The following is a 24,952-nucleotide window of genomic DNA, read 5'->3' on the forward strand; positions in this document are numbered from 1 at the left end:
TTGTAAGGGCGGCGGCATTGAGGGGACTGGGATCAATAGAAGGACTGCTTTGATGAACATGCTCGTAAGCTCTGCCGCACTCACTGCCGGCTCTACTGTCGTCGCAGCCGTTCCCGCAGCCACTCGCGCGCACCCTGCGTTGAGAGCTATGCCTTTCGATCCGATCTTTGCTGCGATCGAAGCTCATCAGCGGGCGTGCGTCAATTTGGAAAGGCACCTAAGCTACCAAGGTGACCTTGAGAGCGAGATCCCGCGGGAAAAGCGGCAATCTTCGTACAACGTTTGGGATGGACTGACGATAGTTGCATCTGATGACCCGCGGTGGATGGCTGCAGAGCGCCGAACCCAGGAATTGTCCGGAGCCGAGGACGATGCAACTCTTGACCTCGTCCAGATTGCGCCGACCACGCTGGCCGGTGTTGCAGCTCTCATGAAGCACGTCGCCGATTGCGAAAAAAAGGGAACGGAATGGCCAACCTATGACGAAGACGGTTGCGATATGACATTCGACAACCTTCTACACCGGAACATAGCTGACCTGTTTTCTTCAGTCGTCGGCTAGCGAGGAAGAGACGTCGGCAAGCGATGGTCTTCCAACTACAGCAGACACAAGCGCCGGGCGAGGGTAGGGCTCGCCGGGCGCCCGGCGTTTCGGCGAGCTCTCAGAACTATGCCACAAGCGGATAAGGCGCTGCGGCCGATGCGACGCTGGTCACGGCGGCGACACAAAGGCAAGCGAGGATCTAGAGACGCGACCAGCGATCTGGAGGAACTCATGCCGTCTCTAAACACTCCAGTCGTTGCCGATCTGGCTCCCTCCGGTCCAGATTTGACCGCTTACGATGAGGCGCACGGCGTTACCTACATGCGCATGCTCGATGCCGACTCGGAAGGCGCCGACTGGCGCGAGGTATCGCGGATCGTCTTGCGCATTGACCCGGACGATGAGCGAGACCGAGCTCGACGGGCGTTCGAAAGCCACCTTGCGCGGGCGAAGTGGTGCGCCAATCAAGGCTATCGCCAACTCCTGCGGCGGCGATGGCCTTCTCAGCCCCACAGCTAGCATCGTTATTCGAGACGATACTTCCGGCCGTTGGTATTCGGATCGGTATTGTCACTCGCCGAAAACATCAGGGTCGGTGCGGTCTCGTCCGGTTCCCGATAGAGCTTGTAGAGGCCGTGGCCGTTCGCCGAAATGGCCTGCGGATCGCTGTTTGACGGGCCGAGCGGCTTGTTGTCCTCGTAGAGCTTTGCGGTTTTCAGTTCGCTCAAGGGGTATTTGACCACAATGACATAGGCGTTACCCTGCCAGAGGCGGAAAGTGCCGTGCAGCCGAGGATCGGGTGGTTGCCGAGGCATAAGGGCGAGGAAGCCGCTTGCCGCGAGCGCGAAAAGTGTTGATCCGATCGCGACCTTGGAATCGCGAGAAAGCTTAAACGGCACGCCGCTCGGCCGCTCCCTCGCTGGGGCGGGGCTCGCTGTCGCGATCTCGACCGACGTAAAGCTGATAGGCCTCGGAGCGACCGTACTCACGGCCGTCTCGAAATCCTGCGTTGTAGAGAAAACGACCGCTCCAAATGAGAGCAAGCAGTAGAAGCACGACACCAAAAACGATGAGTAGGGGGATCGGCATGCCGGTGTCGTCACAAGTTGTGGCGGGCTAGAGCCGCAACTCATATAGCGATCGGCGCTACCTGCATATCCGAGCGGTCAGATTTAGTTGGTACGCCTCGTACGGTGCGTCACCATGGCAGCGACACAAAGACCGGTGATAGACTTGGGTCGAGTTGTCCAAGGGCGATATTCTAGTCTTCCGTCATACACGGTCTCACCCAGGGCGAGACGACAGCGTTCGCATCTGTCCTTGATGAACAAGTCCACGCCCCATCCGTGCCGGAGGGCGCATGCTGCAAAGCGCGGACCGCGCCGAGAGCGTAAGCTGCGATGGGTCACCGGTGAGGTCTTAGGAATTAAGCCGACGCTCGTTCGCCTTTCGGAGGAAGTCCGGAAGCGGATTCGCGATCTTGTTGGCGAGCAGGGAATGGATCAGTTCATCGGTGATGCCGTCGAACGGGAGCTAAAGCGCCGAGAGAAGCAGAGGGGCTGACATCACAGGTATTCCCCATCGGGAGCCCCTTGCCAAATGGTGCATCCCTAGGCGAGGCGAACCGCCGGCCGGCGCGCCCACCGAACGCGCGGGTAGAGGTGATTACCGCGCATCATCCTGACGTTCTGCAAGTCGATGTGACCCACCGGAACAGGCGTTCCAAAAAGTGGGTCAACGAGAGGCAAATTGTGGAGTGATTTCAGTCTGCGATTTTAGCGCTGGCGATCCCGGCAGGATTCGAACCTGCAACCCGCGGAGTAGAAATCCGCTACTCTATCCAGTTGAGCTACGGGACCGTGGCCGCCTTGTAACACCGCCAATATGAAAAATCCGCCATTCCGCCAAGTCCGTCCGAACCGATTTTTGTGGTCGGACGACAAAGGCGAGCAGGGGTCCCGCCCTGTGTTGGCCAGACCAGCCCGCCGAGCCGGCATTGCGCTGCCGTTGGGCAGGTCGAAGGAATGTCGGCAATGCGATCTGCGACGTTTTCGTCCGTTCATGTCGGCGCCTTCAGTCCGTCACGTTTTCGCGCATTTTTTAGCCCCAACGCGGCGTTCGACCGCGGGGCGTTCAGGAGCTCCACCATGATCGGATTGGTTCGTGCCGCCGCAATTTGCGCCGCGCTGGCGCTCGCCTTAGTGAGCGCGCAGGCTGCGGACAAGGCCTTCAGGCGCGATGATCTCGCCGATTCCGCGATCAAGCTGGAGGCCCAGATCAAGAGCGAGGCGGGCGCGGTCAACAAGTCGGCCGCGACCCTGCGCACCGACGCGGATGCCGCCTTCAAGCGCAACGATTTCCGGGGCGGGCTCACGATCCTCGGCCAGATCGCGGCGACCGCGCCCGAGGATGGCGCCAACTGGCTGCGGCTCGCAAAGACCGTGTTCCAGATCCGTTCGGCGAGCTCAAGCGAACAGACCTTCCTGATGGAGCGCGCCTCGACCGCCGCCTATATCGCCTATCAGCGTGCCGGCAATGCGGGCGAGGAGGCCGACGCGCTGGCGGTGCTCGGCAAGGCGCTCGCCGAGCGCAAGCTGTGGCGCCCGGCGCTGGATGCATTGCGGATGTCGCTCGACATGCGCGAGGTGGCCGATGTCCGCGGCCAGTATGAGAAAATGCGCGACGAGCACGGCTTCCGGCTGCTCGATTATACCGTCGATTCCGACGCGGCCTCGCCGCGAGCCTGCTTTCAGTTCTCCGAGGAATTGGCCAAGCGCGTCGACTTCGCGCCGTACCTGGCGCTCGCCGGCACCGACAAGCCGGCTCTTTCGGCGGAAGGCCAGCAGCTCTGCGTCGACGGGCTGAAGCACGGCGAGCGCTACAACATCAATCTGCGCGCCGGCCTGCCGTCGACCGTCAAGGAGACCCTGCCGAAATCGGCCGAATTCAACATCTATGTCCGCGACCGCAAGCCGTTCGTGCGGTTCACCGGGCGCGCCTATGTGCTGCCGCGGACCGGACAGCGCGGTATCCCGGTGGTGAGCGTCAACACGCCGGCGGTTAAGGTCGACGTCTTCCGGATCGGTGACCGCAACCTGATCAACACGGTGATCGACAGCGACTTCCAGAGCACGCTGAGCCGCTACCAGCTTTCCGATCTCGGCGACCAGCGCGGCGTCAAGGTGTGGTCGGGCGAGCTTGCGACGGCCACTACGCTGAACCAGGACGTCGTCACCGCATTTCCGGTCGACCAGGCGTTGGGTGACCTGCAGCCGGGCGTCTATGTCATGACCGCTGCGGCCAAGGGACCTGGCAGCGACGACGACGGCACGCTGGCGACGCAATGGTTCATCGTCTCGGACATGGGCTTGTCGGCGTTCTCCGGCAATGACGGTATCCACGTCTTCGTCAATTCGCTGGCTTCGACCGAACCGGTCGCCAACGCCGAAGTGAAACTGGTCGCCCGCAACAACGAGATCCTGGCGACCCGCAAGACGGATGCGGCCGGTCATGTGCTGTTCGAGCAGGGGCTGGCGCGCGGCGAGGGTGGGCTGTCGCCGGCGCTGCTGACGGTGACGGGCGAGAAAGCCGACTATGCTTTCCTGAGCCTGAAGACCAATGCCTTCGACCTGACCGACCGCGGCGTCGCCGGCCGGGCGATCCCCGCTGGCGCGGACGCCTTCGTCTATGCCGAGCGCGGCGTCTATCGCTCCAACGAGACCGTCTATCTGACCGCGCTGCTGCGCGACGGGCAGGGCAACGCCCTGGCCGGGACGCCGCTGACCATGGTGATTGAGCGCCCCGACGGCGTCGAATTCCGCCGTGCCGTGCTGCCCGACCAGGGCGCCGGCGGCCGGATGCTGGCGGTGGCGCTGAACTCGGCGGTGCCGACCGGGACCTGGCGCGCCCGCGTCTTTACCGATCCCAAGGGCTCGTCGGTCGGCGAAACCACCTTCATGGTCGAGGATTACATCCCCGAGCGGGTCGAATTTGATCTGACCAGCAAGGAGAAGGTGATCAAAGCTGAAGTTCCAGTGGAACTTCAGGTCTCCGGCCATTTCCTCTACGGTGCGCCGGCCTCAGGCCTGCAGCTCGAAGGCGACATGCTGGTGGCGCCGGCGGCGAACGGCCGGCCCGGCTATGCCGGCTACCAGTTCGGTGTCGACGATGAGCAGACCGCGAGCAATGAGCGGACCCCGATCGAGGATCTGCCGGAGGCCGACGCCAATGGTGCCGCCAGCTTCCCGGTCAAGCTCGACAAGGTGCCGGCCTCGACCCGGCCGCAGGAGGCCCAGATCTTCATTCGCATGGCGGAGACCGGCGGCCGCTCCGTTGAACGCAAGATCGTGCTGCCGGTGGCGTCTAGCGCCTCGCTGATCGGCGTCAAGCCGCTGTTCGGCGACAAGAGCGTCGCGGAAGGCGACAAAGCCGAGTTTGACGTTGTGTTCGTCGCGCCCGACGGCAAGCAGCTCCAGCGCGACGGGCTGCGCTACGAACTCCTGAAGCTAGAGTCGCGTTACCAATGGTACCGGCAGAATTCGTCGTGGAACTATGAGCCGGTCAAGTCGACCCGCCGCGTTGCCGATGGCGACGCGAACCTCGCGGCCGACAAGCCGATGCGCCTGACCTTCCAGCCGCAGCCCGGCCGGTACCGGCTCGACGTCAAATCGACCGACGCCGACGGCCCCGTAACCTCGGTGCAGTTCGACGTCGGCTGGTATTCCGACGGCAGCGCCGACACGCCCGATCTGCTGGAGACCTCGATCGACAAGCCGGAATATGCTTCGGGCGACACCATGACCGTGTCGGTCAACGCGCGCACCTCAGGCAAGCTCACGGTCTATGTGCTCGGCGACCGCCTGCTGACGACGCAAAGCGTCGACGTCAAGGAGGGCACCCAGCAGGTCAAGCTCCCGCTCGGCAGCGATTGGGGCACCGGCGCCTATGTGATGGCGACACTGCGCCGTCCGCTCGATGCTGCCGCCGGGCGTATGCCGGGCCGTGCGATCGGGCTGAAATGGTTCGGCATCGACAAGAAGACGCGCACGCTTGCCGTCGCGCTGTCGCCGCCTGCATTGGTGCGCCCCGGCTCGACGCTGAAGATCCCGGTCAAGCTCGGCGGGCTGAATCCCGGCGAGGACGCCAAGGTGGTGCTGGCCGCGGTCGATGTCGGCATTCTCAATCTGACCAACTACAAGCCGCCGGCGCCGGATGACTATTATCTCGGGCAGCGCCGCCTGACCGCCGAGATCCGCGACCTCTATGGCCAGCTGATCGACGGCATGCAGGGCACGCGCGGCCAGATCCGCAGCGGCGGTGACGCCGCCGGCGCCGAGTTGCAGGGCTCTCCGCCGACCCAGAAGCCGCTCGCGCTCTATTCCGGCATCGTCACGGTCGGTCCTGACGGCACCGCCGAGGTGAGCTTCGACATCCCCGACTTCGCCGGCACCGCGCGGGTGATGGCGGTGGCGTGGAGCGCCACCAAGCTCGGCCGCGCCACGACCGATGTGATCGTGCGCGACCCCGTGGTGGTGACCGCGACCTTGCCGCGCTTCCTGCTGACCGGTGACAAGGGCACCATCAGCATGGATATCGACAATGTCGAGGGCGCCGCCGGCGACTACGCCGTCAGCGTCAAGGCGAGTGGCCCGATCAAGGCTTCGGGCAATTCGACCACGACGGTGAAGCTCGCCGCCAAGCAGCGCTCGTCGCTGTCGCTCGGCCTCGAGGCCGGCGGTGCTGGACGAGCCGAGTTCGACGTCAATATTTCGGGGCCGAACGGACTGGCGCTGGCGCGGCACTACGCGCTCGACGTCAAGCCGGCGACGCAAGTCCTGGCGCGCCGCTCGATCCGCACGCTGGCGAAGGGCGAGAGCCTGACGCTGACGTCCGACATGTTCTCCGATCTCGTGCCGGGCACCGGCAGCGTCTCGATCTCGGCGAGCCTGTCGACCGCGCTCGATGCCGCGAGCATCCTGAAGGCGCTCGATCGCTACCCCTATGGCTGCTCCGAGCAGATCACGAGCCGCGCTTTGCCGCTGCTCTATGTCAACGATCTTGCCGCCGGCGCCCACCTCGCGATGGACACCGCGGTCGACCAGCGCATCCGCGATGCGATCGAGCGGCTGCTGGCTCGACAAGGCTCCAATGGGTCGTTCGGCCTGTGGTCGGCGGGCGGTGACGACGCCTGGCTCGATGCCTACGTCACTGATTTCCTGACCCGGGCTCGCGAAAAGGGCTTTGCGGTACCGGATGTGCTGTTCAAGAGTGCGCTCGACCGCGTCAGGAACTCCGTGGTCAATGCCAACGAGCCGGAGAAGGACGGCGGCCGCGATCTGGCCTACGGCCTCTACGTGCTCGCGCGCAACGGCGCGGCACCGATCGGCGATCTGCGCTATCTCGCCGATACCAAGCTGAGCAATCTGGCGACGCCGATCTCCAAGGCGCAGCTTGCCGCGGCGCTGGCCCTGGTCGGCGACAAGGCGAGGGCCGAGCGGGTCTATGGCGCCGCGCTCGACGCGCTGAACCCCAAACCGGTGATCGAGTTCGGCCGGGTGGATTACGGCTCGGCGCTGCGCGATGCGGCGGCGCTGGTCTCGCTTGCCGGCGAAGGCAATGCGCCGCGCACCACGCTGACGCAGGCCGTGCTGCGGGTCGAAGCGGCGCGGGGGCCGTCGCCCTACACTTCGACGCAGGAGAATGCATGGATGGTGCTGGCGGCGCGCGCGCTCGCCAAGGAAACGATGGCGCTCGACATCAACGGCCAGCCGGTCAAAACCGCGGTCTATCGCAGCTACAAGGCCGAGGAGATGACGGGCCAGCCGCTCAAGATCACCAATACCGGCGATGCGCCGGTGCAGGCGGTGGTTTCGGTGTCGGGCTCGCCGGTGACGCCGGAGCCTGCGGCTTCCAATGGCTTCAAGATCGAGCGCAGCTATTTCACGCTCGACGGCAAGCCGGCGGACGTCACCAAGGCGAAACAGAATGACCGCTTCGCGGTTGTCCTGAAGGTGACGGAAGCGAAACCGGAATTCGGTCACATCATGGTGGCCGACTATCTGCCGGCCGGGCTCGAGATCGACAACCCCAATCTGGTGTCGTCAGGCGATTCCGGCACGCTCGAATGGATCGAGGATGGTGTCGAGCCGAAGAACACCGAGTTCCGCGATGATCGCTTCACCGCGGCGATCGACCGGGGCGCCAACGACAAGTCGGTGTTCACCGTCGCCTATGTCGTGCGCGCGGTGTCGCCCGGCAAATACGTGCTGCCGCAGGCCTATGTCGAGGACATGTACAATCCCTCGCGCTACGGCCGAAGCGGCACCGGTGCGGTCGAGGTGAAGCCGGCGAAATGAGTGCAACGCTGACGACAGCACCGGTACGCGGATCGCGCTGGCGACGGATCAGGCCAGTGCTGACGATCTGTGCCGTCGTGGCGCTGGTCGCAGCCGGCGCGTTCGCCGGCTGGATGGTCTCGCTCGGTCCGCTGCCGCTTGCGCAGGCGCAGCAGGTCTCGACATCAGTCATTGATCGCAATGGAAAACTGTTGCGTGCCTATGCGATGGCGGATGGGCGCTGGCGGTTGCCGGTCGACGGAAAGACGTCAGTCGATCCAGGTTATCTGAAGCTGCTGTTCGCTTATGAGGACAAGCGCTTCTATGAGCATCACGGCGTCGATCCGCTGGCGCTGTCGCGCGCCGGATTCCAGCTTCTCACCCGCGGCCATATCGTGTCGGGTGGCTCGACCATCACGATGCAGCTGGCGCGGCTGATCGAGCCGCGGCACCAGCGCTCGGTCTACGCCAAGCTGCGCCAGATGGTGCGTGCGGTTGAACTTGAGCAGCAGCTCTCGAAGGACCAGATCCTCGATCTCTATCTCGCGCTGGCGCCGTTCGGCGGCAATCTCGAGGGCGTGCGCGCCGCCTCGATCGCCTATTTTGGCAAGGAACCGAAGCGGCTCTCGCTCGCCGAGGCCGCGCTGCTGGTCGCCTTGCCGCAATCGCCGGAGCGGCGGCGGCTCGATCGTTATCCGGAAGCTGCCCATGCCGCGCGCGATCGCGTGCTCGATCGCATGGTCGAGGATGGCGTGGTGTCGAAGGAGGACGCTGCGCAGGCGAGGGCTGCGGCGGTGCCGAAGCTGCGCAAGCAGATCCCGATCCTGGCGCCGCATTCGTCCGATCAGGCGATTGCGACGATCAAGGATACGGCCGTCATCAGACTGACGCTGGACGCCACGCTGCAACGGAACCTGGAGGCGCTGGGACGCGACCGCGCCATCGCACTGGGACCTGACGTCTCGGTTGCGATCGTCGTGGTCGACAATGAAACGGGCGACGTGCTCGCGCGGGTCGGCTCGGCGGATTATTTCGACGATCGGCGGGCCGGGCAGGTCGACATGACGCGCGCGGTGCGCTCGCCGGGATCGACGCTGAAGCCGTTCATCTATGGCCTCGCCTTCGAGGACGGCTTTGTCCATCCCGACAGCCTGATCGAGGATCGGCCGATCCGCTTCGGCACCTACGCGCCGGAGAATTTCGACATGACGTTCCAGGGCACTGTGCCGATCCGCAAGGCGCTGCAATTGTCGCTGAACGTGCCGGCGATTGCGCTGCTCGACCGGGTCGGTGCCAGCCGGCTGTCGTCGCGGCTGAAGCAGGCCGGCACCGGTCTCGTGCTGCCGAAAGATGAAGCGCCCGGCCTTGCGATGGGGCTCGGCGGCGTCGGCATCACGCTGCAGGATCTCGCCCAGCTCTATTCCGGCCTGGCGCGGCTCGGCGCGACCAAGCCGTTGCGAGAGATCGTGCAGGTGAGTGATGGCCGCGACACGATGCGCCTGATGGATCAGGCCGCGGCCTGGCAGGTTGGTAATGTCCTGCTCGGCACGCCGCCGCCGGAGAACGGCGTGCACAACCGGATCGCGTTCAAGACCGGTACCAGCTACGGCTATCGCGATGCCTGGTCGGTCGGCTTCGACGGCCGCATCACGATCGGGGTCTGGGTCGGCCGTCCAGACGGCGCACCGGTGCCGGGCCTGGTCGGCCGCACGGCGGCGGCGCCGATCCTGTTCGACGCCTTTGCGCGCACCGGCAAGATCCCGGCGCCGTTGCCGAAGCCGCCGCGGGGCGTGCTGGTCGCGTCCAACGCAAAGCTGCCGCCGCCGCTGCGCCGGTTCCGGCCGCTCGGCGAACTGGTCCGCAGCGGCAACGACCAGGCGCCGCACATCCAGTTTCCGCTGAACGGCTCGCGCATCGACGTCGATCAATCCGAGGGCGGCCGCAACGCGACGATGCCGGTCAAGGTCGCCGGCGGGGTGCTGCCGCTGACGGTTCTCGTCAATGGTGTCTCAGCCGGGGACATCGACAGCCGGCGCCAGCGCCTGATCGAGCCGCCCGGGCCCGGCTTCGCGCGGCTCACGGTGATCGACGCCACGGGGGCAGCGGATACCGTTGTGATCCGCGTGCAATGATCGCACGGGAAAGCGGAACGGCACCGTTGGAAAGCGGAACAGCACGGTTGTTTGCGGTGCGGTTTCATCGTATGCGAAACCCATGGTGGATAGCCTCCAACCCCGGCGCTTCGGAGCAGGGCAACAGTCTGTAAAACCTGCGCATTCCAGCCGCAGGCTGTTCATGGCGTTCGAGTTCGCAACGGCCAGCCAATGGCGTTCGATCCTGTTCCTGACGCTGACCTGTCTCGTCCTGTTCCTGCCGGGCTTCTTCACCATCCCGCCGATCGACCGCGACGAGGTCCGCTTTGCCCAGGCGACCAAACAGATGGTCGAGAGCGGCGACTTCGTCGACATCCGCTTCCAGGACGACGTCCGCTACAAGAAGCCGGTCGGCATCTACTGGATGCAAGCGGCGGCGCTGAAGACGATCTCCGCGCTCGGGGTGCCGCGCGCCCAGGTCCGCATCTGGGTCTACCGCCTGCCGTCCCTGATCGGGGCGATCGGCGCGGTGTTACTCACATATTGGACGGCGCTCGCCTTCGTGACACGACAGGGCGCGGTGCTGGCCGCCTTGATGATGGCAAGCTGCGTGCTGCTCGGCGTCGAGGCGCGATTGGCCAAGACCGACGCGATGCTGCTCCTGACGGTCACCGCCGCGATGGGGGCGATGGCGCGAGTCTACATGTCCTGGCAGCGCGGCGAGGATCCGGCGCACCCATCATGGGGCCCGCCTGCGGTCTTCTGGACGGCGCTCGCGGTCGGCATCCTGCTCAAGGGGCCGCTGATCCTGATGTTCGTCGGCCTCCCTATGGCCGGGCTTGCGATACTCGATCGCTCGGCGGCCTGGTTCTGGCGCATGCGCCCGGTCTGGGGTCTGATGTGGACCCTGGTGCTGGTGCTGCCATGGTTCGTGCTGATCTTCCTCCGCGCGGGCGACGCCTTCTTTGCCGACTCGGTCGGCGGCGACATGCTGAGCAAGCTCGGCGCACAGGAATCTCACGGCGCGCCGCCAGGGCTCTATCTGCTGCTGTTCTGGATCACGTTCTGGCCCGGCGCACCGCTCGCCGGCATGGCGGCGCCTGCGATCTGGCGCGCGCGCCGTGAGCCCGGCGCCCAGTTCCTGCTGGCCTGGCTGATTCCATCCTGGATCGTGTTCGAGGCGGTGCTGACGAAGCTGCCGCATTACGTGCTGCCGCTCTATCCGGCGATCGCGATCCTGACCGTGGGCGCGCTGGAACGGCGCGTGCTGTCGCGCTCACCCTGGCTGTTGCGCGCCGCCGCCTGGTGGTTCGCTATCCCCGCGTTCGGCGCGGTGCTGGTGATCGTCGGCGCGATCAAGGCGATCCATCAGCCGGTGTTTCCGGCCTGGCCGTTGTTCGCCGTGGCGATGGTGTTCGGTCTGATCGCGTGGTGGATGTTCGAGGATAGCCGTGCTGAGCGCTCGCTGCTCAATGCGGTGATCGCCGCGGTGTTGATGGCAGGCGCCACGTATGGCGTGGTGCTGCCGCGGCTCACCACGGTGTTTCCGAGCCAGGAGGTCGCACGCGCATTGCGCAACGTGACCTGCGTCGGCCCGAAGGCGGCGGCCGCCGGCTTCCATGAGCCGAGCCTCGTGTTCATGACCGATACCTCGACGCTGCTCACCGACGGATCGGGTGCCGCGGATTTCCTCGGGCAGGGCTCCTGCCGCTTCGCGCTGGTCGAACAGCGCTCGGAACGCGCCTTCGTGCAGCGCGCCGAGGCCATCGGCCTGCGCTACAACGCGCCGGTGCGGATCGAGGGCTACAACATCTCGCAGGGCAAGGCGGTCTCGATTGCAATCTTCCGTTCTGAAGGAACGGAGTGACATGCCGGCGCCGCCCGCCATCCCGGAATCCGCCAATTATTTCGGACGATTGCTGACGCTGGTCTGGCTGTCCTTTGCCCAGCTGGTGCGGGCGCCGTCGCATTCGCGCCGGGCCGAGGCGGCGCGACGCTCCGCGCGCCACGCATTGTTGCTCGTCGTCATCGTCGGCGGCGTGATCGTCACGCTGATGTATGTGGTCGATGTCGCAGAGATCAGCCTGATGCCACCACGTGGCACGCCGGGTCTCTGGTGGGTGAAAGTGCTCACCGATTTCGGCAAGGACGAGTATGTGCTGAGCGCGCTCGGCCTGCTGCTGATTGCGGTGGCGTTGGCGGCACCTGCACTGCGCGGTGTGCCGCGCGCGACGTTGCTCGGCCTCGGAACGCGGCTGCAGTACCTGTTCCTGTCGATCATGCTGTCGGTCGCGGTCGGTGAACTGATCAAGTGGATCGTCGGCCGCGGGCGGCCTTTTGTCGGCGGCAAGGCCAACGCGTTCAACTTCCAGCATTTCGCCGGCACCGAGGCCTATTCGAGCTTTCCGTCGGGACATTCGATCACTGCGTTCGCGCTGGCCTTCGCCGTGTCGGCAGTATGGCCGCGGGCACGGGGCGTGATGCTGGTCTATGCGCTGATCATCATCGCGACACGGCTGGTACTGCTGGCTCATCACCCGAGCGACGTGGTGGCGGGCGCGCTGGTCGGCGTGATCGGCGCAATGATCGTGCGCTACTGGTTCGCGGCCCGCCGCCTTGGTTTCGCCATTGATCGCGATGGGACCGTTGTGGCGCTGCCGGGACCGTCGGAAGGGCGCCTTAAAAGGGTTGCGGGGAGCGCCTTCGCCCCATAAAAGCGGTCGCCCGATGGCCGGATCGGGCGGGTTCCAGCCACTGACAACACCAACCACGAGTGCCGATTTGCCTGCTCCCGACCAGACGCCGGTCGCCGTTTCCATCGTCGTGCCTGTGCGCAACGAGGCGGACAATATCGCGCCGCTGATCGCCGAGATCGCGGCTGCGCTCGACGGACGCTGGGCCTACGAGATCGTCTACGTCAATGACGGCTCGACGGATACGACCGGCGAGCGGCTGGGCGCGATCATGGCGCAGCGGCCCAATCTCCGGCAACTCCGCCACACCGTCTCTTCGGGGCAGTCGGCCGCCGTGCGCAGTGGCGTGCGCGCCGCGCGCGGCGCAATCGTGGCAACGCTCGATGGGGACGGTCAGAACAATCCGGCCTTCCTGCCGGACCTGATCGCGGCGATCGAAAGCGGCAATGGCCGGGTCGGCCTCGCCGCAGGCCAGCGCGTGGGGCGCAAGGACACCGGTTTCAAGAAGTTGCAATCGCGCATCGCCAATGCGGTGCGCGGGATCATCCTGCGCGACGGCACCCGCGACACCGGGTGCGGCCTGAAGGCGTTTCCGCGCGAGGTGTTTTTGACGATGCCCTATTTCGACGGGCTGCATCGCTTCCTTCCGGCGCTGGTCCGCCGCGAGGGGCTCGCGATTGCCTATGTCGATGTCGTCGACCGCCCGCGCCATTCCGGCGTGTCAAACTACGGATTCTTCGACCGGCTCTGGATCGGGATCATGGATCTTGCCGGCGTGTGGTGGCTGATCCGCCGCAAGAAGCCGACGCCGGTCGTCACTGAGGTGACTGATGTCGCCGCAGCGCCGGTCGCTACCGAGGTGAAGTGATGCTGATTCAGTTTGGCCAGGCGCTGAGCGCCTATTTTTACGACACGTTCGTCGCCAAGTTCGATTTCTGGTTGGCGTTCGGCCTCGTCGCGCAACTGTTGTTCACCGCGCGTTTCCTGGTGCAGTGGATTTCCAGCGAGCGCGCCGGGCAGAGCGTGGTGCCGATGGCGTTCTGGTTCTTCTCGATGGGCGGCGGCTTGATGACGCTGATCTACGGGCTCGCCAAGCGTGAGCCGGTCATCATTATCGGGCAGGGCCTCGCCACGCTGATCTACATCCGCAACATCATGCTGATCCTGAAGAACCGCGGACGCGGGTCGAAGACGCTCGAGAACTGATCCCAGCGGTCGCCGCGCGGCGAGCGGTACGCCGGGCTTCCTGCAATTTCGATAAATTCCAGCATCGAGTTCAGCTCGGCATCAATTGCGACCGAATCTGAACGGCGGTCAAACATTCGCCTCAAGGCGTATGGCATCTACGCCTTGTCGTTGGCGTGGCGGCATCCCGAGATCATGCGCCGTGGCATGAGGGGCGTTGATGACCAGCCGTGGCGAGGCGACCAAAGCGGGTGGTTATCGATCGATTGTCCGCGATGTTCCGCTGCCTGACGCGCCGCCGCTGACCGGCGAGGGCGGTGTGCCGGACCGGCGCGCGGTCAACATCCGCTGGATCGCGGGGACGGTTCTGATCGGGACCGCTGCCCTCGTTCTCCTTGGTGGCGCGCTTCGCGGCGCGTTCGGCAATCGCACGCGATTCGCGGCATCGCCGGTCGTTTCGCTGCCGCGCTTTACGGGGCAGGTGGTTGACGAAGCGCGGCGTGGCGATCGTCTGGATCGGAGGCACGACTCGCAAGGCAATTCCACCGCACTCAAGATCGAGCAGCTAAGCGATACGGGTTCGGTCCGTCCATTCACGCGGGTGTCAGCCCGACTCGCGGAGATCGCCCCCCAGCCACAACCGGACCATCGCGATGCACCGGGAGACAGCAAGGACCAGCAGCGAGCATACTCACTAAGCGCTGCGCTGTCGGAGTTGCCGCCCATCATCCGGGCCGGTCCATCCCGCCGCGGGCTGCCGGGCGGCACCAGCGCTTATGCTGCTGATGAAGCCGTGCCGCAGCCGCCTTCTCCGATCGGTGACGCCGTCAACGTAACCAACCTGCCGAAGTCTCCCGTGTCGTCGCGCCACCATCGACACGTCATTATCGCGAGAGCCGGTGACACGCTGTCTGCCATTCTGCGGGCGTTGACCGCGGCTGCGGAGGACGCGCCAGCCGTTCTTGCCGCTTTCCCGTCGCTTGGCACGCAAGCGGCACTGTCCGGCGGCGAGAAGATCACGATCGTCGAGCAGAACGGCGACAACGGTTCGCCACGCGGTCATGTCGCGAAAGTGTCGATCGAACGGGCGGACGCCAGCGTGACCGCCGTCGGTCGCACCGATGGCGGCGAATATCAGGCGATCGCGCCGGAGCAGCCTGACAGTTCCTCGCGGAGCGAGAGTACGCTGCGTCAGTCGATCGACGCGCACGCCGTTCCCGGCGAAACGTTACGTGATGGGCTTAACGCGCTTGCACGCTCCAATCACGTCGACACGGGGATTCTTGCCGAATTGATGCGCCTGTGCGGCCGCGATTTCGACCTCGACGAGCCGCTCGGCGACACCGACGTGGCCGAGATCATCTACGCTCCCAACGACATTGGCCAGCCGGAGCTGGTCTTCATCGACTTGACGGCGGGCGGGCAGACCCGCCGGTACTATCGCTTCACTGCGCCGGACGACGGCAGCTCCGATTTCTATGATGAGAGCGGCCAGTCCATCACCAAATTCCTGTTGCGCAAGCCGGTCGTCAGCGGGCGCCTCGGCGACGGCTTTGGCTGGCGGATTCATCCGATCCTCGGCGACCGCCGCTTCCATGAGGGCGTCGATTTTGCCGCGTCCTACGGCTCGCCGATCGCGGCTGCGGGTGCCGGCGTCGTCGAGACCGAAGGGTACGAACGCGGCTATGGAAAATACATCCGCGTGCGTCACGATCGTGGCTACGAGACGACCTATGCCCATGTTGCGAGTTTCCCGCCCGGACTGAAGATCGGCGACCGTGTTCGTCAGGGCGACACCATTGCCTATGTCGGATCGACAGGCCTCTCGACCGGTCCGCATCTCTACTATGAGGTGCGGATCAACGGCCGCAACGTCGATCCGCTTCGGATGAAATTGTCAGGCGGCCGGCTGCTGCAAGGCGAGCTCCTTGGAGCTTTCGATCGCCAGCGGGACAGCATCGACCAACTCGCTGCGGCCTCCGCGTTTCCGCGGCGGCAGCCTGGCTCCGACCACCGGCCGCCGACGTAACCTTCGAAGGCGCGTTTGATTAAAGCCGCCCGTGCGCCGGAAGCTCGGCTGCATCGACCGCATTCTCACGATCGGCGGCGGTCTCGCCGGCGGCATCGAGCACGGGATAGGCGACCGAGCAGATGTGCGAATGGATGCGGCGAAGGTCGCGCAGCACGTCGAGATGCAGCGAGGTGGTCTCGATGGTCTCGGGTCGGCCTTCGCGCAGGCGCTCCAGATGGCGCTCGACGGCGGCCAATTCGGCTGTGCGCAGTGCAGCCTTCTCGGTAAGCAGCTTGCGCGCCTCGTTGGCGTCGCCTGACATGAAGACGCCGAATGCCATCCGCAGCGAGTCGATCGTGCGCTTGTGGAATGCCGACAATTCCTCGGCACCTTCGGCGGAGAATTGCAGGCGGTGCTTGATCTTCTTGGTCGCGAGCTCGCTCAGATTCTTGTCGACGATGTCGCCGATATGCTCGAGATTGATCGCGAACGAAACGATCTCCATCGCGCGCTGCCCCTCGCGCTCGTCGAGGCTGCCGCGGGTGAGTTTGGTGACGTAGAGCTTGATCGCCTCGTTCAGATGGTCGACGGTGTTGTCCATCTTCGAGACTTGGTCGACCACGGCGCGATCATTGGTCATCATCGCCGTCATGACCTTGCGCAGCATCGCCTCGGTGTGGTCGCCCATGTGCAGCACCTCGCGCGCCGCATCGGCCAGCGCGAGCGACGGCGTCTCCAGTGCACTCTCGTCGAGATAGCGCGGCCGTGACGGATCGGTCTCCTGTGCCCGCTTCGGCAACAGACGCTCGAGCAGGCGCGCCATATGGTCGAGCACGCCGATGAACAGCAGCGCAGTCGCAACGTTGAACGCAATGTGGAACAGCGCGGTCGCCTTGGCGAGATCGGGCTGCCAGGCGTAGATGGTCTCCGTGATCGGGCGCAGGAACGGCGCCACCAGCAGGATGCCGACGACGCGGTTGACGAGATTGCCAACCGGCAGCCGGTAGCTTGCCGGATTCTCGCGCCGAGCGCCTTCGATCAATGGATTGATGGCGCTGCCGAGGTTGGCACCGAGCACGAGCGCGAACGCGGCATAGGGCGAGATGAACTGGGAATAGGCCAGCGACATCACCAGCAGCACGCTGGCAACGCTGGAGTGGACCAGCCAGGTGACGACAGCGCCGATCAGGATGCAGAGCACGGGATCGCCGGTGATCGCGCCAAGGAACACGCGCACGCCCGGGGCATTCTCGGCGGGGGCCATCGTATCGAGCAGGATGTGCAGCGCGAGCAGCATCAGGCCGAGGCCGATCGAGACGCGGCCGAGATCCTTGATCCGGGAGCGCGGCCCGCTGCGGAATGCGACGAGGCCTGTGATGAACAGCACCGGCGCTACGGCTGCGATGTTGAACGACAGCACCTGCACGATCAGCGTGGTGCCGATATTGGCACCGAGCATGATCGCGAGCGCCGGCACAAGGCTCACGATCTCCTCGGCCGCGAAAGAACTGGTGATCAGGGCGGTCGCGGTCGAGCTCTGGAGCAGGGCAGTCAGACCGAGGCCGGCGCCAAGGGCGGTGAACCGGTTGCTCAGCGCCCTCGCCAGCAACAGCCGCAAATCGGGCCCGAAGGCACGCAGAATCCCGCTGTGGACCATGTGCAGGCCCCACAGCAGGAGGGCGACGCCCCCCATCAGATCAAGCAGAACAAGGCTTCCCATACTTCCTGGATATCCCGGCAAATTCGAGTCGAAGGGGTCACGCTATAGAGCCAACTGACCTGGGATCAACCCCTTTTTGTTCCCGCTGGAACAGGCTGGCGGAGAGCGCCGATAACGCTGGCGGAGAGCGCCGATAACGAAGAGGCCGCCAATTAAGGCGCTGGGGTCATTGGCAACTTTGGCGCCGGCCTCATGGTTCAAAGATGGCGCCCGGTAAATGAATCTCGAACCAGAATGCTCAATTGCGATTGGTTCCGCTAGGCAGTTTCCAATCTTTCGCCGTTATGACGGTAGGAACGAGAGAGCTGTCCAGCCAAGAAGCTGCCCAGAAAGACTTGGGGATCCAGAATGTTCATGAATCGCCGCAAGAGCGAACGCCGGCCCTGCCGGAGCGTTGCCAAAATTCAGTTGGGCACGGGGTCGTTGCCGCGTGACTGCATGATCACCGACATTTCCTCTGGCGGTGTCAAGGTGATCGCCGAATATCTCGAGATTCCGCCGGAGTTCACCATCATCCTGTCGAGCGGCAGCCCGCGCCAGTGCCGTCTGGCCTGGCAAATCGGGCACGAATTCGGCGCCCAGTTCGTCGACTGACCAGCCGCCCGGCTGGCTTTCCGCGCGGCATCCGGCACCGCTTCTGGGCCGGATGACGGCGAGATGATGGCATCCTTAACCGGAACTTAGGGTTAAGCTGTGAGCATCCCGGAACCTTCGCTGTTCCGAGTCTCATTGATGTCCGAGAAACTACCCCGACCTCCAGGCCGCGTGCGCCATCTCGCCGGCTCGGTATCTGCCGTGATCTTGCTGATTGGCCTATCCGCCTGTCAGACCTCGGGGCCATCAGACATCACCGGGTCATTGGGCGATACGGCGGAGGCCACGCCGGCCCCGGCCGATCCCCGGAGCGACATCGCAACCTACCACGAGCGTGTCCGCGCCAACCCGAAAGACACCGACGCCGCGCTGAAATACGCTCGGGCGCTGCGCGCCACCGGCCAGCGGGCACAGGCCGTCGCGGTAATGGAGCAGGCCGTGCTGGCACAGCCCAGCAACAAGGCACTGCTCGCGGGCTATGGACGGGCGCTCGCCGACAACGGCAATTTCCAGCAGGCATTCGATGTGCTCGGACGCGCCCACACCCCGGAAGACCCGGACTGGCGCATCCTGTCCGTGCAGGGCGCCGTGCTCGATCAACTCGATCGGCATGACGAGGCCCGCCAGTATTATTCGAGTGCGCTGAAGATCGTGCCCGACGATCCGTCGGTGCTCTCCAATCTCGGCCTGTCCTATCTGCTGTCGAAGGACCTGCCGAAGGCCGAGGAGACGCTGCGCCGCGCCCGGGAGCGCGCACCCGGGGACATGCGGGTGCGCACCAATCTGGCGGTCGTGGTCGGCTTGCAGGGCCGCCAGGCCGAGGCTGAGACCATCATGAAGGCCGATTTGCCGCCGGAGCAGGGCTCAGCGAATGTCGCCGCGCTGAAGCGGCTGTTGGCGCGCAGGGATGCGAGCCGGACCGATTCGGACAAGATCCCGGTCGCGACCAGCGGCCGCGACTAGAGCGTCTTCACGCGAAATCCGGACGGCTGCTAGCCAGCAGCGCGGCGGCCGTCGTTCCGACGCGACTGCAGCTTCTTGAGGATCGGCGACAGGAACGACTCGCGGGCCTCGGCGAGATCGGGACGGCCGGTGAGGCGCTGCGCGATCCGCAGGAAGGTCTTTGTGGTGCGATGACGCGCGGAGACTTCCGCGATCATCTGGCCGTTGTTGGCGGCTTCACCGAACAGCCTGCAATCGAACGGAATGGACGCGATCGGCTGGCTCTCGATCGTCTTGGCGAAATCCTTGACCTCGATCTCGGGGCGCTTCGACATGCCGACCTGGTTCAGGCAGTAGAGCGGCGGCCGGTCATTGGGACGCGCGGTCCGGAGCAAGTTCATCATGTTCTTGGTGTTGCGCATGTTGGCGAGGTCGGGCTCGGCGACGATCAGGATATCGTCGGCGCCGACCAGCACGCGTTTGGTCCAGGCGGTCCATTGATGCGGGACGTCGAGCACGATGCAGGACGTGGTCATGCGCATCGTGTCGAAGATGGCATCGAACGCCTCGGCGCCGAAATCGTAGACCTGGTCGAGGGTGGCCGGGGCCGCCAGCAGGCTGAGATGGTCGCCGCACTTTGCCAGCAGGCGTTCCATGAAGGCGCTGTCCGGACGCTCGGGTGCGAACACCGCGTTGGCGATGCCCTGTGTCGGATCCTGGTTGTAGTCGAGCCCGGCGGTGCCGAAGGCGAGGTCGAGATCCACCACGACCGAATCCAGCCCGAGGTCGCGCGCGATGGTCCAGGCGACATTATGGGCGATGGTCGAGGCGCCGACGCCACCTTTAGCGCCCGCGACCGCGATCAGGCGGCCGACCGAGACCGCTTCCGAGGACGAGAACAGGCTGCAGATCGAGCGGACGATGTCGAGCACCTTGACCGGCCCGATGACGTAGTCGTTGACGCCGCGCCGGACCAATTCGCGATACGGCGCAGCTTCGCCCGGCGTGCCGAGCACGACAACCCGGGTGCCGGGATCGCAGACCGTGGCGAGCTCATCGAGACCGGCGAGGAAATCGTTGTCCGGCTCGGTCTCCAGCATGATGACGTTGGGCGTCGGCGCCTTGTGATAGGTGTCGATCGCCGCTGCGATGCCGCCCATGTGGACGGAGAGGTGAGCCTTGGCCAGCCGGCGGTCTTCGGCGGCGGCGCGCGCGGTCGCGGCCGTCGCGACGCTGGCGCAGAAGGCCTGCACGGAAATCCGCGGTGCCGGCGCGATGTGGTCGTGGGCGTGCTGCGGTTCGTCCTGTTGTTCGGTCATTTCCCGGCGTCGCTCAGTTTCGCTCTATCGGCTTCGGGGTAGGCGGTCGCGGTCGAGTCACCCTTGCGGTATTTCTGGAATGCGATCGACCGGCGCGGCGTGTAGGCGGCGGTCTCGGTCCGCGGCTGTTCGAGGTCGGACGGATTGGCGACCATCGCGGCGAGATTGCGCTGCGTGGCGCAGCCGAAATTCTCGTACTGCTTATTCTCGCTGTAACCGGGATTGTAGATCGAGGGACCAAGGTCGCTCGGCCACACGCCGCAGGGTCCGGCGACCGCGGCCATCTTCGGATAGCTGAGGCGAATGGTCGGGAGCGCGCGCGGGTCGTCGGCGTGATAGGAGCGCCGGGTGATGGCGTGCGCCGGCACCCCCGTCGACGCCAGCACGCCGCGGATCTCCTGGTACACCGCCTGCGTCGAGCGTGTGTTCGAGGTGTCGGCCGGCACATCGATCGCGATCGCGCCGGTGCCTTCACGGCGCCAGGTGCGGGCCAGCCCCATGACGTCGTCGCGCTGCGTTTCGGTGAGATTGCCGCGGGCATGGCCCACGAACACGACGATCGACTGCTCACCCTCGGTGATCGCGATCGGATGTCGTTGCCGGTAGTCGTCGGGCACGGTGCCGGTGGCAAGATTGTCGCCGGTCAGATTGCAGCCGCCGAGCGCGATCGCCGTGGCGACGAGGGCGCCGCACAGCGACAGCGACCTCGTATGTCCGGCTTGTGTGTTGCGTATCATCATAGGATCCCCCAACCCTTCAGGTTCGCGCCTCAGTCGATGATGAAGCCGAAATTGACCGGCGTGGCGCCGATCGGCTCGGCACGGGCGGCAACGCCGTAGATGCGATTGACGCGCGCCAGCAGCGCCGACTGTGCGTCGGAGGCCGGAGCAAATCCGTCGTCGGGACGGGACAATTCCTTCTGCGCAACGGCGCGCACCACGTAGGGCGTTACGATGACCATGAGCTCGGTCTCGTTGTTGACGAAGTCCTGGCTCCTGAACAGCTGGCCGAGGACCGGGATCTGATCGACGCCCGGCATTCCGTTGATGGCCTGCTTGGTCTGCTCCTGGATCAATCCGGCCATCGCGATCGAGCCGCCGGAGGGCACCTCCAGCGTGGTGTCGGCGCGGCGGGTCTTGATCGAGGGGATCGTCGTGCCGCCCTGGCCGCCGGTCAACGCGTTCTCCATCGAGACTTCGGACACTTCGGTCATCACCTTCAGGCTGATGCGTCCCTCGGACAGCACCACCGGAGTGAAGTTGAGCGAGATACCGAACTTCTTGAAGCTGACGGTCTGGACGCAATTCCCGATCGTGCCTGACGTCGTGGTCTGACAGGTGACGCCGGTCGGAATTGGAAACTCGCCGCCCGAGACGAAGGTCGCGGACTCGCCGGAGATCGCCGTGAGGTTGGGTTCGGCCAGCGTCTTCACGACGCCTGCGTTTTCCATCGCGCGCAGCGTCGCGGTGACGGTCGGCACGCCGAGCTTGTTCAGGGCCGCACCGGCCAGCACGTTGCTGGGCGCGAGCGGTCCGTTGTTGGCGGTGAAGGCGTTGGCGTTGTTGAAGACCACCGCAGCGGTGCCGTAATTCATATTGGCACTGAGATCGACGCCGAGCTGCTTGACGACATCCCGGCGCACTTCGGCGACGGTGACTTTCAGCATCACCTGGTCGCGGCCGCGCACCACGATGGAATTGACGACCTTGTCGGCGCTGCCGACGAGCTTCGCGGCGATGTCGCCGGCCTGCTGGGCTTCGACCGGGCTCGCCACCGTGCCGGTCAGCACCACGCTGTCGCCGACGCCTTCGATCTGGACGCCGGGCAGCATCTGCTTCAACGCGGCGCGCATGCCGTTGAGGTCGCGCTTGATCGCGATGTCGTAGGACGCGACCTGATTGCCCTCGGCGTCGAAGAACACGACGTTGGTCTGGCCGACCGCCGCGCCGATGATATAGGCACGCTGCGCCGAGCGGATCACGGCGTTGGCGATCTTGGGATCGGCAACCAGGACGTCCTTGGCCTCGCGCGGCAGGTCGACCACCACCGACTTGCCGACGCCGAGCGAGACGGAGCGCATCTTGGCGGAAATGCTGCTCGTCACTGCGACGTCCGCGTTCTTGTCGGGATCGGTCGCGCCGGCGAGAGCCGGGACCAGCATCAGGGCGGTAACCGCCGAGAATGACAGCGAACGGACCAGCGTGGTCCGCGTCGCCAGTTTTTTTGCACCCGTTGTCATATCGAAGCCCCCATCACTTCTGTGTCGTCTGAGCGCTAGGGATGCCGAAGCGCACCACCTTGATGCTCTCGCCCCGCTTCGGGGCCTGGTCTCTGGTCTCGTCGATCGTCTCATTGATGTCGGCGATGCTGCGCAGCGCCAGCGCCAGCGTGCCGCTCTGCCGGGCGCGCGCGAGCGTCTCGGCCTGTTCGGGCTTGAGCTCGAGTGTCACGGTCTTGCCGACGAGGGAGTTGTTGCCGTCCTTCTCTTTCGGCGCCTGGTCGATCGCCAGCACGCGGACGTTGGACAGCAGTATTTCGGTGGTGATGATGTCGCGGTTACCCTGCTGTTGATCGGGGTTCTTGTCGCGCCGCGACAGGATCACATCGACGCGGTCGTTCGGCAGGATGAAGCCGCCGGCGCCGGTCTCCGGCGAGATTTCCGTGGAGATCGCGCGCATGCCGGAGGGCAGGATCGCGGCCATGAAGCCGCTTCCATTGGCCTTGACCAGTTTCTGCTCGCGGATCGGTTCGCCGATGATGAAAGGAGCGCGTGCGATCGAGCCGATCACGTCGGTCATGGCGTTGGCATTGGTGTCGTGGCGGATGAACGCCGCGCTTGCGGTTTCAGCGGGCCAGCGCTGCCATTGCACGTCTTCGGCTTTGACCGACTGGCCGAGGCCGATGTCGGACTTCGCCACCAGCACCTCGACGGTCGGTAGCTGTGCGACCGGCGGCGCGACCGGCGCCGGTTTGCGATCGCCAACGCTCGCGAGATACATGGCCGCGAGGCCTGCGACGCCGGCGATGCCGAGGACCACGATGCGTGCCGTCTTCATGCGATTGTCTGAATGCCCTTAACTCAGGGCAGTCACGTCCTTGCGGCACCGACAGCCCTTCCCGGGAGCATCACTACGGCCGCAAAAGTATAAGGGAACTTGATGGAACGTCCGGACAATTAAGGGATTGGTGGGGATGGTGAACGGCGAGTTTATCGGTGCCGTCACATCTCCGCAGAATCCCGGAGATCGCGCGTACTCGATGCACGGGACGCGGGTCGCAGCGCCGCGTCACGGCCGGGCGGTTGTGGTTAATCTCGGCTGACGTGTAGTCCGCGCCGACGGATCAGCGCGCAGCCTTCAACGCCGCAAATCCGCGATCGAGATCGGCCTTGAGATCGTCGAGGCTTTCGAGCCCGATATGTAGCCGCAGCGTCGGTCCGCCCGGCGACCATTTGGTCGCGGTGCGATAGTCGCTGCAATCGAACGGGATGGCGAGGCTCTCGAACCCGCCCCACGAAAAGCCCATGCCAAACAGCTTGAGCGTGTTGAGCATCGCATCGACCGCGGTCTGCGGCACCGGCTTCAGCACGATGCTGAACAGGCCGGAGGCGCCGGTGAAGTCGCGCTTCCAGATCGCGTGCCCGGGATCGGTCTCGAGGGCAGGGTGCAGCACGCGATCGACCTCGGGTCGCGCCGCAAGCCAGCGCGCCATCTCGAGCCCGGAGCGGTGGTGCTGTGCAAGTCGAACCGACAGCGTGCGTAGCCCGCGCAGCGCGAGGTAGACGTCATCGGGGCCGACGCAGACGCCGAGCACCCCGATCGCCTCCTGGACCAGCGGCCAGGCCTTCGCGTTGGCCGCGATGGTGCCGAACATGATGTCGGAGTGGCCGCTGAAATATTTGGTGCCGGCCTGCATGCTGATGTCGATGCCTTGTTCGAGCGAACGGCGATAGAGCGGGGTCGCCCATGTGTTGTCATCGATCATCAGCGCGCCGTGGGCATGCGCCACGGCCGATATCGCGCGCACGTCGGGCATCTCGAACGATTGCGAGCCGGGCGCCTCGACCAGAACGGCGCGGGTGTTCGGCTTGAACAGCGCCGCGATGCCGGCGCCGATCAGCGGATCGAAATAGCTGGTCTCGATGCCGTAGCGCCTCAGGAGCTTTTCGCAGACATTGCGGGTCGGCCGATAGGCATTGTCGCAAACCAGCAGATGGTCGCCGGCCTTCAGCACGGCGAGCAGCGTCGTGCTGATCGCGGACAGTCCCGACGGGGCGAGGCCGACGCCGGCGCATTGCGGGCCTTCCAGCGCCATCAGCACGTCCTGTAGCGCCCGGGTGGTCGGGGTGCCGTGGCGGCCATAGGTAAATTCGGCGCGATGGGCGTGGAGGTCCTCCGCGCTCGGATAGAGCACGGTGGAGCCGTGAAACACCGGCGGGGTGCTCGGCGTCTGCGTCGGCCCCGATGACGTCTACCTCGCGCTGCGCGGGCTACGCACGCTGTCGGTTCGACTTGCAC

At 65.3% G+C, this 24,952-nt stretch carries 17 protein-coding genes, 1 tRNA gene and 1 pseudogene; 11 read left to right on the plus strand and 8 right to left on the minus strand.

The window, feature by feature from the left end:
• The first annotated feature begins 52 nt into the window (after positions 1 to 52).
• Together FNJ47_RS03085 and FNJ47_RS51015 are read left to right on the plus strand one after the other, a co-directional pair.
• Positions 53 to 562 carry a hypothetical protein gene (locus tag FNJ47_RS03085; protein ID WP_163150525.1) on the plus strand — a complete coding sequence of 170 codons (510 nt, stop codon included), beginning with the start codon at positions 53 to 55 and terminating at the stop codon, positions 560 to 562.
• A 213-nt stretch (positions 563 to 775) separates the two neighbouring features.
• Entirely contained in the window at positions 776 to 1,063 is a 288-nt protein-coding gene (locus tag FNJ47_RS51015) for a DNA -binding domain-containing protein (protein ID WP_235999389.1), read from the plus strand.
• A 5-nt stretch (positions 1,064 to 1,068) separates the two neighbouring features.
• Here FNJ47_RS51015 and FNJ47_RS51020 read toward each other — a convergent pair whose 3' ends face one another.
• The gene (locus FNJ47_RS51020) at positions 1,069 to 1,533 is read right to left on the minus strand and encodes a hypothetical protein (RefSeq protein ID WP_235999392.1); all 465 of its coding nucleotides are present in this window, start codon (positions 1,531 to 1,533) and stop codon (positions 1,069 to 1,071) included.
• A 793-nt stretch (positions 1,534 to 2,326) separates the two neighbouring features.
• Positions 2,327 to 2,403 (minus strand) — tRNA-Arg (locus tag FNJ47_RS03095).
• A 288-nt stretch (positions 2,404 to 2,691) separates the two neighbouring features.
• Between FNJ47_RS03095 and FNJ47_RS03100 the strand changes: the two genes are divergently transcribed.
• The 7 genes from FNJ47_RS03100 (at position 2,692) to FNJ47_RS03130 (ending at position 15,878) form a co-directional block, all read left to right on the plus strand.
• Entirely contained in the window at positions 2,692 to 7,899 is a 5,208-nt protein-coding gene (locus FNJ47_RS03100) for an alpha-2-macroglobulin family protein (protein ID WP_163150527.1), read from the plus strand.
• Positions 7,896 to 10,010, plus strand: coding sequence for a penicillin-binding protein 1C (gene pbpC, locus FNJ47_RS03105; protein ID WP_163150529.1), 2,115 nt, complete (start codon positions 7,896 to 7,898; stop codon positions 10,008 to 10,010). The genes FNJ47_RS03100 and pbpC overlap by 4 nt, the downstream gene beginning before the upstream one ends.
• Positions 10,011 to 10,092: 82 nt before the next feature.
• Positions 10,093 to 11,838, plus strand: a complete 1,746-nt coding sequence (locus FNJ47_RS03110) for an ArnT family glycosyltransferase (protein WP_163150531.1) — start codon at positions 10,093 to 10,095, stop codon at positions 11,836 to 11,838.
• Between the two features lies 1 nt (position 11,839).
• Entirely contained in the window at positions 11,840 to 12,685 is an 846-nt protein-coding gene (locus FNJ47_RS03115; RefSeq protein WP_163150533.1) for a phosphatase PAP2 family protein, read from the plus strand.
• A gap of 13 nt (positions 12,686 to 12,698) precedes the next feature.
• Complete coding sequence (locus FNJ47_RS03120; protein ID WP_430649348.1) at positions 12,699 to 13,532, plus strand: glycosyltransferase family 2 protein; 834 nt, start codon at positions 12,699 to 12,701, stop codon at positions 13,530 to 13,532.
• The gene (locus tag FNJ47_RS03125; RefSeq protein ID WP_163150535.1) at positions 13,532 to 13,870 is read left to right on the plus strand and encodes a lipid-A-disaccharide synthase N-terminal domain-containing protein; all 339 of its coding nucleotides are present in this window, start codon (positions 13,532 to 13,534) and stop codon (positions 13,868 to 13,870) included. The genes FNJ47_RS03120 and FNJ47_RS03125 overlap by 1 nt, the downstream gene beginning before the upstream one ends.
• Before the next feature lie 199 nt (positions 13,871 to 14,069).
• Positions 14,070 to 15,878 (plus strand): M23 family metallopeptidase, encoded by a 1,809-nt coding sequence (locus tag FNJ47_RS03130; RefSeq protein WP_163150537.1) that lies wholly within the window; start codon positions 14,070 to 14,072, stop codon positions 15,876 to 15,878.
• A 19-nt stretch (positions 15,879 to 15,897) separates the two neighbouring features.
• Here FNJ47_RS03130 and FNJ47_RS03135 read toward each other — a convergent pair whose 3' ends face one another.
• Positions 15,898 to 17,580 (minus strand): Na/Pi cotransporter family protein, encoded by a 1,683-nt coding sequence (locus tag FNJ47_RS03135; protein WP_163150539.1) that lies wholly within the window; start codon positions 17,578 to 17,580, stop codon positions 15,898 to 15,900.
• Positions 17,581 to 17,928: 348 nt separating this feature from the next.
• Here FNJ47_RS03135 and FNJ47_RS03140 point away from each other — a divergent pair, with 348 nt between their 5' ends.
• On the plus strand, positions 17,929 to 18,174 hold the full coding sequence (locus FNJ47_RS03140) for a PilZ domain-containing protein (protein ID WP_163150542.1): 246 nt from the start codon (positions 17,929 to 17,931) through the stop codon (positions 18,172 to 18,174).
• A 138-nt stretch (positions 18,175 to 18,312) separates the two neighbouring features.
• On the plus strand, positions 18,313 to 19,137 hold the full coding sequence (locus FNJ47_RS03145; protein WP_163150544.1) for a tetratricopeptide repeat protein: 825 nt from the start codon (positions 18,313 to 18,315) through the stop codon (positions 19,135 to 19,137).
• 29 nt (positions 19,138 to 19,166) lie between these two features.
• On the opposite strand, the gene FNJ47_RS03150 is transcribed toward FNJ47_RS03145, so the two are convergent.
• The 5 genes and pseudogenes from FNJ47_RS03150 to metC form a co-directional block, all read right to left on the minus strand.
• Positions 19,167 to 20,435, minus strand: a complete 1,269-nt coding sequence (locus tag FNJ47_RS03150; RefSeq protein WP_163150546.1) for a CpaE/TadZ family protein — start codon at positions 20,433 to 20,435, stop codon at positions 19,167 to 19,169.
• Entirely contained in the window at positions 20,432 to 21,175 is a 744-nt protein-coding gene (locus tag FNJ47_RS03155; RefSeq protein WP_163150548.1) for a CpaD family pilus assembly protein, read from the minus strand. Before FNJ47_RS03155 ends, FNJ47_RS03150 begins: the two co-directional genes overlap by 4 nt.
• Positions 21,176 to 21,204: 29 nt before the next feature.
• Complete coding sequence (locus FNJ47_RS03160; RefSeq protein WP_163150550.1) at positions 21,205 to 22,674, minus strand: type II and III secretion system protein family protein; 1,470 nt, start codon at positions 22,672 to 22,674, stop codon at positions 21,205 to 21,207.
• Between the two features lie 13 nt (positions 22,675 to 22,687).
• The gene (gene cpaB / locus FNJ47_RS03165) at positions 22,688 to 23,491 is read right to left on the minus strand and encodes a Flp pilus assembly protein CpaB (RefSeq protein WP_163150552.1); all 804 of its coding nucleotides are present in this window, start codon (positions 23,489 to 23,491) and stop codon (positions 22,688 to 22,690) included.
• A gap of 286 nt (positions 23,492 to 23,777) precedes the next feature.
• Positions 23,778 to 24,872, minus strand: a pseudogene (metC, locus tag FNJ47_RS03170) (cystathionine beta-lyase); the annotation flags it as partial.
• Between the last annotated feature and the right edge of the window lie 80 nt (positions 24,873 to 24,952).

The sequence above is a fragment of the Bradyrhizobium uaiense genome, from assembly GCF_010811875.1.
GTDB lineage: Bacteria > Pseudomonadota > Alphaproteobacteria > Rhizobiales > Xanthobacteraceae > Bradyrhizobium > Bradyrhizobium uaiense.